Below are 12,729 nucleotides of genomic sequence, written 5' to 3' on the forward strand. Positions count from 1 at the left end.
ACTTTGTGAAAAAACTTAGTGCCTTTGTGGTTAAACAGAAAATCAATCCATTTTATTGTATTTCTTCATCAGATTCTCGTACGTGCTTTGCGGGAGAATCCATTTGAGCGGAACGCCAATCTTTTGTCCAAATTTCCCGAAATAATAGTGCGCTTTCCACTTTGATTTTCCTAAAAGTCCATCAATGTAAACCGCCACATCCAAAGGTTCGGTGCCGTCGCCAACGTGCGAATTCATCAAAGCGTAAACTTTGTCGAACACATTTTTATAAGGTTCGGAAATTTTTGTTTTGACACGATTTTCTGCAATATTAGTTTTGATATCGCCCAAATGAAGCGAGCAAACGTGGATGTTCCACGGGTAAACTTCGTAACGCATCGCTTCCGTCACTTTATCCAAAGCTGATTTGGAAGCTGAATAAAATCCCCGGAAAGGCAATCCCATTTCTGAACCGATGCTGGAAACATTGATGATTTTTCCTGATTTCTGTTCACGCATTTTTGGTAAAACTGCGGTCATCATCTGGACAGAACCAATCAAATTAAGATTGAATAATTTCGTAATATCTTCTTTCGTCGAATCTTCGACCGAGCCAACCATTCCCATTCCGGCGTTGTTGATGAGCACATCGATTCTGGTCTCTGTTTTCAGGATTTCAGAAATGGCGTTGTCGATTTGGTCTTTGTCGGTAATGTCGGTCGGAATCGAAACGAAAAAATCCGAACTCACAGATTTTCTGCTCAGCCCGTAAACTTTGTTCCCTTTCTTCCCGAAATATTCTGCCAGCGCAAATCCAATTCCGGATGAGGTGCCTGTGATGATGATGGTTTTTGACATTTAGAAATTAAAAGTTTTTTTTGAATTAGGAATTTTGATTTCGTTCTTTCCCATTTTGTACTCGTTCATTTTTATCAATTTGGGAAGTTTATAAGTGAATTCTTTATAATAGTTTTTCGGAACTTTTCTTTCGTATCCGCTGTCACATTCTGAATATTGCTCATCAACGATGACTTTTCCAGTTGAAAAATTAATTTCATTAGAGAGATTGAATTCGCAAGTGTCATCAAATTTTACCAACGCACCAATCAGATAAAAATCACCATTTTGAAATCGATAGGTGTTTTTCGAAGTCACCGTATGTCGGGAATTGGAAAAATAAGATTGAAAAATCACCAAACAATTATTCTTAATGGTCAATTCCAATTCGTTTCCTTCGGGATAGAATCCTTCTTTGCTATCAAATATCAAATTGGAATTTTCTTTCCAGATTTTCAATTGGCCATTGATGTTTTTTAGAATATATAGCTTTCTTACGAGTCCAGGAGATTCTGAGTCTGGTGTTTTATCTGTATTGAAAACGATAACGGTTTCGTCTTTCCCATCTTTGTCCAAATCGCCTTTTGTTTCCAGGATTTTCTCGTAACCTTTTGGGATTGTGAAATCTTTCAGTTCTTGGGATTGGAGAGCTGAGAAAAAGATTATTGCGAAAAAAGAGAAAAAGTGTTTCATTTTTGCTGACTTGAAAACTTATAAAATCTGTAAGGCAGAATAATTATCCAGATTAATAGATTGTTTATTAGAGAGATATTTCCTAATGTTCTGTATAATATTATTCTAATGTTACGGATAAAGTTGTTTGCAAAACTTATGAAAACATTATCATAATGATTAAAAGGATTGTCATACCAAGATAAATCTTTTCTCTCTGTAATTGTATAATACCAAAATAGGATATTGAAAATTAGTAATATGATTGTAGTAAAGTAATTTTCAAAAGTAAGGCTTATAATAAATATTGATAAAATTAGAATTACAAAAAAAGACAATGTTATATTAATGAATTCGTAGAATCTAATAATTTCAATAACATTCATTAAAATGCAAAATATCAAAATGAATATGATAAATATTTTTGTAATCTGATTGATTTTAATGATAATACATTTGTTCATTAAATAACCTATTCAATTTTTTCTTCAAATTCATTGCTCGTCACCTTTGCAAAATCCTCCCAAAACTCAGGATAAGATTTCTCGACAACATCTTCATTTTCGATATTTAATTCTTTGATTAAAGCAAACGGCGCAAAAGCCATCGCCATTCTGTGGTCGTTGTAAGTCGCTATGGAAATGTTTTCTTCAGGTTCAATGAATTCCGAAGATTCTATTTTCTCAACCGTGATGTGCGTTTTAGCTCCAATTTTCAACAATTCATTTTGAAGCGCAACCAATCGGTCGGTTTCTTTTACTTTTAAAGTGTGAAGTCCCGTAATTTCAAATGGAATTTTCAAAGCGGTTGCTGTCACACAAAGCGTTTGAGCAATGTCCGGACAATCATTCATATCAAGCGTAATCAATTCCGGGTATTCGAAAGCTGGTTCTGGCAAAAGTGAAATCGAGTTTTCTGCATAATCCGAAACCGTGTTGATTCCAAAATATTTCCAGTAAAGTTCTTTGATAACACTGTCGCCTTGCAGAGAAAGCGTGTGGTAACTTTTTAAAGTGATATTCTTTCGTCCAATCGCAGCCAAAGAATAGAAATAAGAAGCTGAAGACCAATCGCTTTCCACTTCGTAACGTTCTGTTCTGTATTGATTGTTGTGCGTGACGATTTCGATTTTATTTTCAGCAAAATGTGATTTGATTCCAATTTCGTCCAGTATTTTCAAAGTCATTTCCAGGTAAGGTCGGGATGTAATTTCGCCTTCCAATTCTAATGTCAAACCGTTTTGTAATTTTCCTCCGATTAATATTAATGAAGTCAAAAACTGGCTGGAAACGTTCGCGGAAATCTTAACCATATTCTTTTCTAATTTCTTTCCGATGATTTGCAACGGCGGAAAACCTTCTTTTTCAAGATAAGTAATGTCTGCGCCAAGTGATTGAAGTGCATCCACCAAAGGTTTGATTGGTCGGTTTTTCATTCGGTCGGAACCGGTCAGAATGGTTTTTCTACCTTCAAAAATCGAATAATAAGACGTGAGAAAACGCATCGCCGTTCCAGCGTGGTGGATGTCCACAGTTTCGGAATCGGATTCCAACGCTTTTTTCAGCAAAGTCGTGTCCTGAGAATTGGAAAGATTGAGCATATCAATGTTCCCGAAGAGTTTCCCTAAAATCAAAAGACGGTTCGAAATACTTTTCGAACCGGTAATTTGGATTTTTTGATTATCGATTAATTCAGATTTTTGTAATATCATTCTTATGTATTAATGTAAAAAGTATTAAAGTATTAATGATTCTAATTCGTGAATACATTCTATATTAATACTGTGTACAAATTATTTTAATTTCTCGTTATTTTGATGTCTATCCTTGTCTCTGTCGGTTTTTACCTTCATTTTTTTGTCGAAGGCCGATTGCAAATCTGTTCCGGTTTGATTGGCGAGACAAAGCGTTACGAATAGAACGTCCGCCAATTCTTCGCCAAGGTCTTTTGATTTGTCGGATTCTTTTTCAGATTGTTCGCCGTATCGTCTTGCGATGATTCTGGCAACTTCGCCTACTTCTTCTGTCAGCATTGCCATATTCGTCAATTCATTGAAATAGCGGACGCCAATGGTTTTTATCCATTCGTCAACCTGATTTTGGAGTGTCGTGATTTCCATTATTGGTAAGCGCCTAAAGTTGCAGGATAAGTTCGAGTGTTTCCTACTATATCTTGAATGGTATTACTGTTATTCAGATTAGTACCTTTTCCTCTTGCTTTAGAGTTCGCCTTAACTCTCAAATTCATTTTTTGAGTGAAATAATTTTGAAATTCTGGGTCTTCGTTTTTAGTAATGTTGTCTCCGATCGGATTGAAGCTGGAAGAAGCACTCAATTTCAATAATGAATTATCAAATCTTGCGTTGATTGTTCCGCCATTTACAATCTCGGTCAATGAAATCATTTCTGGCGAGTCTCCGTAAACGATGGAATTGTTGACTCTCAGGATTGTATTTCCAGAAAATAGTTCGTCTCCATTTTGATAGACGTTACTTGCGTAGATTCCCGCAGCATTCATCGATGGATTCAGATTCCAATAGTTGGCAAGCGTAGAGTAATTAAGCGTATAAGTTCCACCACCAGCTATGGCAAAATCGGCTTCACCACAGTTGTTCATCACCAAATTGTTTGCGGTAATATTTGATGCAATCCCGTAGATTCCAGCATTCTGAAAGGTATGGATGATGGTATTATTAATTGTAGCTGTATTACTTTTAAGTTGAAGACCAACGTTTCCACCAAAAAGTCTGGCGTAATTCATATTAAGAACTGTTGCTTCATCCATTTTGATTCCGTTCCAGTTCGCAGGAAGTGTATCGTATTTCGTGTCGCTTCTGTCGCCTCGGAAAATCACTTCATCGCCAAGAGCTCCTTTCACATCAAGAATCGAATTTTTCGCGAAATTCATTCCGCTGTTTTTTCGGAAATAGACTTTCGTGCCTTTTTCCATTGTCAAAGTTTTTCCTTCAGCAACGGTCAAATCTCCGAAAATCACTTTCACTTTATCTTTGGTCCAAGTTGTGTTTTCAGAAATAATATTTGGATTTGAATCAGATTTTATGAAATATTCCGCGTCCTGAACAACTGAGAAAAGAGTTACTTTTTGCTCGCCCGCTGGCGTATTGAAAACCACTTTATCCTCTGCAATCGCTTCCGGTGCGTTGGCAATCGGCGCAATTTCTACAAAAACATAAAGGCTGTCTTTTCTTCTCAATGCCACATTTTCGAAACTTGTCCCGACTTTCCCGTCAACATTGATTCTATAAAGCGAACCACTTCCGCTTTCCAGCGCAATTCTCGGAATCAAAACATCTTTGTCCTCATTGTTAAAGACTTTTACGGCGTAAGTTTCCGAACGCATCTGGTTGTAAACCGTGTCGCAAAAAACGGTGTCGGTGGAGAATCTCAACAGTTGCGTTGGTGATTCAAACGAAATATCATCGCGATTACATCCTGCTAATAATAAAAGTGACCAAAATGCAATGCCAAGGAATATTTTAATTTTCATTTATCTTGTTTAATCTTCAAAACTACAAAATTTAAATTTTTATTTTGTGATGACGAACATATTTTAATGATATTAAACAAAAAATCCTTTCATTGTCATAAATAGTGAAAGGATTAACGTTTTTAAAAACGAATATTACTCTTTTATAAATTTCTTATTGACTGTTTCTCCAGTTTTTGTAGTTGCAGAAATAATGTAAGTTCCCTTTGCAAGTTTAGCAAGATTGATTGCTTTTTCTGCAGTTGAAATTTGTTTAACTATTTTTCCGGAACTATCGGTTATTTTAATATTTGAAACTTCTACTGAGAAATTCAGAATGTCTTTTGCAGGATTTGGGAAAATGTTTATTGGTTTTAATGAAGAGTCAGTAACATATAACATAGCGCCTCCAACATTAAAAGAAACATATTCTGATTCTGCATTTCCAGCGTAAACAGCTGCGACATAGCCAATAAATGCACCGCCATCTTTATAATATTCAAAACCACATCCATCACTTATTCCAAAGCGTGAGTCACATCCTAAAGATGTGCTAGTTTGAAATCTATATAATTCATTTCCACGATAAATATTATATCCAATTAAATTATTATGAGGAGTTGCAGGTGGAGCCCAGGATAGAGAGAAAATATTGTTGTAGGGAAATATATGTGTATGATACCACGATAAATTTTGAACAGGATTGTTTTGTCCCAATCCTAAATTATAGAAAAGGATTGCAAAGATAAAAAGGAAAGTTTTTTTCATAGTTTTTAGTTTTAATTGATTCAAATATAATGAATTATATATACCAAAATGTTGCGTTGGAATAAAATTTATTGTCTTTTTTATATTTAAAAAACCATTTGTTCATATCAATTAAAAACTAACTAACATTTGTTAGTTAAAATAAAATTCGTAAGTTTGTTTAAATCACATTCATAATTCAATATCAGAATTAATTATCTGAATGTCAAATGTTTAAATATGGAAATGACCAAAAGACATTTTTTAAACAAAGAAATTTCTCTGACTGATTTACTCAAGTCAGCTTATCGTCTGATGTTTACGGCAAAAACGATGACAGATTTATTTGAACAGGAAAAAAAAATCACTTCAAAGTACGTTCACGCCACTTCCCGCGGACACGAGGCGATTCAGCTCGCTTTGGGAATGCAGTTGTTGCCACAGGATTTCGTGAGTCCTTATTATAGAGACGATTCTATATTGCTCGGAATCGGAATCACGCCTTACGAATTGATGCTTCAACTTTTAGCAAAACGCGACGACCCATTTTCTGGCGGAAGAACTTATTACGCACATCCAAGTCTTAGACGGGACGATTTCCCGAAAATCATCCACCAAAGTTCTGGAACAGGAATGCAAGCCATCCCAACCACCGGAATTGCAATGGGAATGAAGTACAAAGAAGAAACGGGAATCGCCGAAAATCTCGATGATAAACCAATCGCAGTCTGCTCATTGGGTGACGCAAGTTGCACAGAAGGCGAAGTTTCCGAAGCGTTCCAAATGGCAGCTTTGAAACAATTGCCAATTCTTTATCTGGTTCAGGACAACGAATGGGATATTTCCGCCAGCGCAGACGAAATCCGAGCGCAGGATATCACAAAATATATGGAAGGTTTCAACGGCATCGAAACCAGGACCATCGACGGAACAGATTTTATCAAATCCTACGAAACCGTCAAAGAATGCATCAAAATCATTCGTGAAGAACGCCGGCCAATGCTGATTCACGCCAAAGTTCCTCTCTTAAATCACCATACTTCCGGCGTACGAAAAGAATGGTACCGCGATGATTTGGAAGAATGCGCGAAAAATGACCCATTAATCAAATTAAGAAATCAACTTTCAGAATTCAGCGTAGAAGATTCTGAAGTCGAAACCATAGAAAAAGAAATTGCAGAACTCGTAAGAACCGATTTTGAAAACGCTGTTTTAGCAGAAGACCCAAAACCGGAAGACGCGTACAAGCACGATTTCGCACCAACGCCAATCACCGAAGAAAAAGGAGAACGTTCTCCAAGCGGAAAAATTCCAACCGTAATGGTAGATTGCGCCCTTTTCGCCATCAGAGAATTGATGACAAAACATCCGGAAGCCTTATTATATGGACAAGATGTTGGCTTGAGATTAGGCGGCGTTTTCCGTGAAGCAATTACGTTGGCAGCACAATTTGGAGAAAAGAGAGTTTTCAATACTCCAATTCAGGAAGCATTTATCGTCGGTTCAACAGTAGGAATGAGCGCGGTTGGACTGAAACCAATTGTCGAAGTTCAATTCGCAGATTACATTTGGCCAGGCTTGAATCAGTTATTTACCGAAGTTTCCAGAAGTTATTACTTGTCTAATGGAAAATGGCCAGTGTCAATGATTCTCCGAGTTCCGATTGGCGCTTACGGAAGTGGCGGACCCTATCATTCAAGTTCGGTTGAAAGTGTTTTGACGAATATCAAAGGCATCAAAATCGCGTATCCTTCAACCGGTGCAGATTTGAAAGGTTTGATGAAAGCCGCTTTCTACGACCCAAATCCTGTTGTAATGTTAGAGCATAAAGGATTGTATTGGTCAAAAATCGAAGGCACAGAAAATGCAAAAACCATAGAGCCAGACGAAGATTACGTCATTCCATTTGGTAAAGCGCGAGAAGTTTTGCTTTGCGAAAATCGCCAGGACAAACCAACGTTGACCATCATCACTTACGGAATGGGCGTTTATTGGGCTTCGAACGCAGCAAAAGAATTTGAATATCAAATCGAAATCATTGATTTGAGAACGCTCGCACCTTTAGATGAAAACCGAGTTTTCGAAAGCGTTAAAAAACACAATCGTTGCATCGTTTTGACGGAAGAACCTGTGAATAATAGTTTTGCTCAAAGTCTCGCAGCAAGAATCAACGACAATTGTTTCAGACATTTGGACGCTCCGGTAAAAGTAGTTGGTGCCAAAGATTTACCGGCAATTCCTATCAATTCCGAATTGGAAAAGGAAATGTTGCCGAACACCCAGAAATTAATTAAAGAAATAGAACAATTACTAAAGTATTAGAATTTCATCAAAGTTACTCCCTTTAGGGCTGGGGAAATAACTTTGATGAAATTGCACTTTGCGTTAAAAATATGGAAACAGAAACAATTCCAAACAAAATAAAAATCAATAAAAAAGAATTGATTTTGTCCGAGGCCGCAATGCTTTTCAAAGAAAAAGGTTTCGGCGGAACCAGTATGCGCGACCTTGCAGAAAAAGTGGGAATGGAAGCGGCAAGTATGTACAATCACATCAAATCCAAAGACGAAATTCTCGAACTGATTTGCTTCAAAATTGCCAATCAATACATTTCCCAACTTCAGGAAATTGAAAGTACAAATCAGACTTTTCAGGAAAAACTGAACGCTATCATTGGACTTCACGTTCAGTTGATTATCGAAGATTCTGCCTCAGTTTCTGTAGCAAATAACGATTGGAAATATTTAAGCGAAGAGAAAAAGAATCAATACAAACAAACCAGAAAATCCTATGAAAAAAGCTTTGCCAACATCATAGAACAAGGAATGCAAAACGGCGAATTCAAAAAAATGAATGTTTCCGTCGCGCTTTTCACGATGTTATCTTCATTAAGGTGGATAGAACTCTGGTACAAACCAAGCCGCGAAATCACACCACAGGAATTGGAAGATGATTTGAAAACATTATTAATGAAAGGCCTTAACTCATAAATGATAATCGATGAATGATAATTTAGACAGTTTGAATTAATCATTTATCACTTATCGCTCATCAATTATAAAAAAACGTGTCAACAACATTTCACCCTTTAACCGTCAAAAAAGTCAAGAAAGAAACGCAGGATTGTGTTTCCGTTAGTTTTGATGTGCCTGCAGAATTGGCAGAACAATTCAAATTCACGCAAGGCCAATACCTGACTTTCCGACAAATCAATGGCAACGAGGAACTTCGGCGTTCCTATTCAATCTGTGCAAGTCCGCACGAAAACGAATTGAAAGTCGCTGTGAAAAAAGTTCCCGAGGGTCTCTTCTCTTCTTTTATGAATGAAAATCTGAAAGAAGGCGACGTCTTGGAAGTAATGCCTCCAATGGGGAAATTCTACACAGAACTCAATCCCGAAAATAAAAAAACGTACGTCGCTTTTGCAGCTGGAAGTGGAATCACACCGATTATTTCCATTATCAAATCAGTTTTGAAAAACGAGCCTCAAAGCCAGTTCATTCTGATTTACGGAAACAAAAACAAAGCGACCATCATCTTCAAAGAAGAAATCGAAGCTTTGAAAAACCGTTTTATGGAACGTTTCAGCATTTATCACATTCTCAGCCGCGAGGTTGCCGACGCCGATTTGTTGAGTGGCAGAATCAATTCCGAGAAAGCAAAATCATTCCTCAACAATATCATTCCAGCAGAAAAAATAGATGAGGTTTTCCTTTGCGGACCAGAGGAGATGATTCTCGGCGTGAGAGACACTTTGGTCAGTTCCGGCGTAGATGCCAAGAAGATTCACTTCGAATTATTTTTCAGCGCAGCATCTGCCGAAAAGAAAAAAGAGCACGAATCCGCAATCAATAAATCGGATGACGTATTTAGCAAAGTCACCGTCAAGTTGGATGCAACCGCTTTGAAATTAGATTTAGCCTACCACGGCCCAACCATTCTGGACGCTGCTTTGCAAAACGGAGCCGACTTGCCTTACGCCTGCAAAGGCGGTGTTTGTGCCACCTGCAAATGCAAACTGGAAAAAGGCGAAGTCGTGATGGACATCAATTATTCCCTGGAACCAGACGAGATTGCCGCAGGATTTATTTTGTCCTGCCAGGCGCATCCGAGGTCGGAGGAAGTGGTTGTGAATTTTGATATTAAATAATAATTAGAAAAATTAGACAGTGAAAAAAATAATTTTCTTGCTAATAACTTTCATCATACTAATGAATTGCTCTGATTTGATTGGTGAAAAAGAAAAATATGCCAATACGATTATAAGCAAGGTTGAATTGTATAAGAAGGAAAATGGTCAACTTCCTGAGAGTTTAAGACAAATTGGAATAGATGAAAAAGAAGAAAGTCTTTCCTTCTATGTAAAGAAAAGTAAAGATGAATATGAAGTTTGGTATGGACTAGATTTAGGAACTTCAAAAGTTTACAATTCAAGAACAAAGAAGTGGAAAAAGAGCTATGGATAGGCATTAGTAATACTCTTTAACATCTCATAGAAAAAAATAATTCCATTAAACCAAAACATTATGGAAACAACAGAAATCAATTTAGAAGAACATTTTCAGAATAAGATAGACAGCGAAATCCGCATTGAACCAAAAGACTGGATGCCAGACGCGTACCGGAAAACCCTGATTCGTCAGATTTCTCAGCACGCCCATTCCGAGATTGTAGGAATGTTGCCGGAAGCCAACTGGATTACGCGCGCTCCAACTCTTAACCGAAAGAAAATCCTTTTGGCAAAAGTTCAGGACGAGGCTGGTCACGGTTTGTATCTTTATTGTGCCGCCGAAACTTTGGGCGTTACGAGAGACGAAACCATCAACGATTTGCATTCCGGAAAAGCCAAATATTCCAGTATTTTCAATTATCCAACGCTCACTTGGGCAGATATGGGCGCAATCGGTTGGCTGGTTGATGGCGCTGCAATTCTGAATCAGGTGCCACTTTGCCGAGCTTCGTACGGACCTTACGCCAGAGCGATGGTTCGGATTTGCAAGGAAGAGAGTTTCCACCAAAGACAAGGTTACGAGCTGATGATGAAACTCGCACAAGGTTCGCCAGAGCAGAAAGCAATGGCTCAGGATGCGTTCAACCGTTGGTGGTGGCCGACGTTGATGATGTTTGGACCCAAAGATGCAGAGTCTGGAAACACAGAAATGTCAATGAAATGGCGAATCAAACGCTTCACCAATGACGAGTTGAGACAGCGTTTCGTAGATGTTTCCATTCCTCAGGCAGAATATCTGGGCTTGACGATTCCCGACCCAGACTTGAAATTCAATGAAGAAACCGGACATTACGAATTCGGGGAAATCAATTGGGATGAGTTCTGGAAAGTGGTCAAAGGCAATGGCGCTTGCAACAAAGAACGTGTCGAAACCCGCAAAAAAGCCTTCGACGACGGCGCTTGGGTAAGAGAAGCCGCAACCGCGTACCACGAGAAAAGAAAATTAAGAGAAGAACAAAACAGAAAAACAGTTTAATTACAAGCCGGTAGATTAAAGTCTATAATCTCTAATCTATCCGTGTCTAATCTGAAATATTATGCAAAATACAGAATGGCCACTTTGGGAGGTTTTCATCAGAAGCAGACAAGGCCTCGACCACAAGCACGTTGGCAGTCTCCACGCGGCAGGTGCTGATATGGCAATCCAAAATGCACGCGATGTTTACACCAGAAGGATGGAAGGCGTCAGCATTTGGGTCGTAGAATCCAAGCATATCCACGCCACCAATCCCGACGATTCCGAAGCGTTTTACGAACCTTCCGAAGACAAAGTGTACCGCCACCCGACGTTTTACCACGTTCCGGAGGAAGTGAAGAATATGTAGAAGCTTCGTTTCGATAAAAAGTAAGCTTACTTTCACTCAAGACTAAGCTTACTTTTACCTAAGACAAAGCCTACTATTTGAAAGCCTTTCCCAGACGGACTTTCAGAAGCACCAATTTGAGAGTTAAAGATAATAAATAAATATGATTTTTGTGGCAGCTATTTCCGCCTTCCGTTCACAATCTTTTTGCCTTGGCTTTTCCAGCCACCAAAAAGGATTTCCACTCAAGTCGGGCTGCAGATTCATCATAGAATAACATTTATTCTAAAAACCCAATATTGTCATTCCGTAGGAATCTCAACAGTCTAGATTCCTACGGAATGACAAAAAGAATTAATAAAAGTTAAAAACCTTTGTACTAAACAATGGAAAACAATAAAAACAACTGGCTCAATTATCTCCTGCACCTCGCAGACACCAGCCTTATTCTCGGACAGCGTCTTTGCGAATGGTGCGGAAAAGGTCCCGTCTTGGAACAGGATATTGCCTTGTCAAATATCGCTTTGGATTTGCTGGGAGAATCTTCCAACTATTATCAATATGCCGCTGAGATTCAGAATGAAGGAAAAACGGAAGACGATTTAGCATTCCTCAGAAACGAACGTGATTTCAAGAATCTGTTATTGATAGAAAAAGAAAACGGCCATTTCGGAGATACGATTGCGAGACAGTTTTTCTTCGATGCTTATCACCATTTATTATTGACAGAACTGAAACACCACTCAGATTTGAAACTCGCTTCCATTGCAGAAAAATCTTTGAAAGAAGTCACTTATCACTTAAAATGGAGCAGTGAATGGATGATTCGATTGGGCGACGGAACAGAAGAAAGCTACAACAGAATCCAGAAGTCAGTCAATGATTTGGTAGATTTCACAGACGAAATGTTCATTCCTACAAACTGGGAATCAGAATTAATTGAACAACAAATAATCCCAGACATCAGAAACTTCCGAACAAAATGGGAAACCAAAGTTCTGGAAATCCTGAACGAGGCCACATTATCCATCGATTTCGAAAAATCAAGAAAACTGATAGGCGGAAAAGATGGAAAGCACACGGAGAAAATGGGTTACATCTTAGCAGAAATGCAAATAATGCAACGCACTTATCCAAATATGGAATGGTAAATTACAACGCAAAGGCACGAGTAGCTAATCGGTTGCTTATAAT

The 12,729-nt window shown here is 38.1% G+C and carries 13 protein-coding genes; 7 read left to right on the top strand and 6 right to left on the bottom strand.

Translation table 11 applies throughout. The features are described from left to right. Positions 1 to 42: 42 nt before the first annotated feature. The 6 genes from PQ459_04510 to PQ459_04535 form a co-directional block, all read right to left on the bottom strand. The gene (locus PQ459_04510; GenBank protein WDF47752.1) at positions 43 to 837 is read right to left on the bottom strand and encodes an SDR family oxidoreductase; all 795 of its coding nucleotides are present in this window, start codon (positions 835 to 837) and stop codon (positions 43 to 45) included. Continuing rightward, on the bottom strand, positions 838 to 1,509 hold the full coding sequence (locus PQ459_04515; GenBank protein ID WDF47753.1) for a hypothetical protein: 672 nt from the start codon (positions 1,507 to 1,509) through the stop codon (positions 838 to 840). It lies immediately after the preceding gene. A gap of 451 nt (positions 1,510 to 1,960) precedes the next feature. Next, the gene (locus PQ459_04520) at positions 1,961 to 3,199 is read right to left on the bottom strand and encodes a 3-phosphoshikimate 1-carboxyvinyltransferase (GenBank protein ID WDF47754.1); all 1,239 of its coding nucleotides are present in this window, start codon (positions 3,197 to 3,199) and stop codon (positions 1,961 to 1,963) included. 81 nt (positions 3,200 to 3,280) lie between these two features. After that, positions 3,281 to 3,607, bottom strand: a complete 327-nt coding sequence (locus PQ459_04525; protein WDF47755.1) for a nucleotide pyrophosphohydrolase — start codon at positions 3,605 to 3,607, stop codon at positions 3,281 to 3,283. After that, a complete protein-coding gene (locus tag PQ459_04530; GenBank protein ID WDF47756.1) occupies positions 3,607 to 4,995 on the bottom strand; it encodes a hypothetical protein in 1,389 nt (462 codons plus the stop codon). The genes PQ459_04525 and PQ459_04530 overlap by 1 nt, the downstream gene beginning before the upstream one ends. Positions 4,996 to 5,130: 135 nt before the next feature. Further along, positions 5,131 to 5,742, bottom strand: coding sequence for a T9SS type A sorting domain-containing protein (locus PQ459_04535; protein ID WDF47757.1), 612 nt, complete (start codon positions 5,740 to 5,742; stop codon positions 5,131 to 5,133). 225 nt (positions 5,743 to 5,967) lie between these two features. Between PQ459_04535 and PQ459_04540 the strand changes: the two genes are divergently transcribed. The 7 genes from PQ459_04540 to paaC all read left to right on the top strand — a co-directional run bounded on the left by PQ459_04540 (position 5,968) and on the right by paaC (position 12,686). Then, positions 5,968 to 8,043: a thiamine pyrophosphate-dependent enzyme gene (locus PQ459_04540; protein WDF48688.1), complete on the top strand. Its 2,076-nt coding sequence runs from the start codon at positions 5,968 to 5,970 to the stop codon at positions 8,041 to 8,043. Between the two features lie 71 nt (positions 8,044 to 8,114). Next, positions 8,115 to 8,711 (top strand): TetR/AcrR family transcriptional regulator, encoded by a 597-nt coding sequence (locus tag PQ459_04545; protein ID WDF47758.1) that lies wholly within the window; start codon positions 8,115 to 8,117, stop codon positions 8,709 to 8,711. Positions 8,712 to 8,788: 77 nt separating this feature from the next. Then, on the top strand, positions 8,789 to 9,871 hold the full coding sequence (gene paaK / locus PQ459_04550) for a phenylacetate-CoA oxygenase/reductase subunit PaaK (GenBank protein WDF47759.1): 1,083 nt from the start codon (positions 8,789 to 8,791) through the stop codon (positions 9,869 to 9,871). A 19-nt stretch (positions 9,872 to 9,890) separates the two neighbouring features. Beyond that, on the top strand, positions 9,891 to 10,187 hold the full coding sequence (locus PQ459_04555) for a hypothetical protein (protein WDF47760.1): 297 nt from the start codon (positions 9,891 to 9,893) through the stop codon (positions 10,185 to 10,187). 60 nt (positions 10,188 to 10,247) lie between these two features. Then, positions 10,248 to 11,207, top strand: a complete 960-nt coding sequence (paaA, locus tag PQ459_04560; protein WDF47761.1) for a 1,2-phenylacetyl-CoA epoxidase subunit A — start codon at positions 10,248 to 10,250, stop codon at positions 11,205 to 11,207. A gap of 61 nt (positions 11,208 to 11,268) precedes the next feature. Further along, positions 11,269 to 11,556 (top strand): 1,2-phenylacetyl-CoA epoxidase subunit B, encoded by a 288-nt coding sequence (gene paaB, locus PQ459_04565; protein ID WDF47762.1) that lies wholly within the window; start codon positions 11,269 to 11,271, stop codon positions 11,554 to 11,556. 365 nt (positions 11,557 to 11,921) lie between these two features. Then, the gene (paaC, locus tag PQ459_04570) at positions 11,922 to 12,686 is read left to right on the top strand and encodes a phenylacetate-CoA oxygenase subunit PaaC (GenBank protein WDF47763.1); all 765 of its coding nucleotides are present in this window, start codon (positions 11,922 to 11,924) and stop codon (positions 12,684 to 12,686) included. Positions 12,687 to 12,729: the final 43 nt, after the last annotated feature.

This window comes from Chryseobacterium sp. KACC 21268 (genome assembly GCA_028736075.1).
In the GTDB taxonomy this organism is placed as follows: Bacteria; Bacteroidota; Bacteroidia; order Flavobacteriales; family Weeksellaceae; genus Epilithonimonas.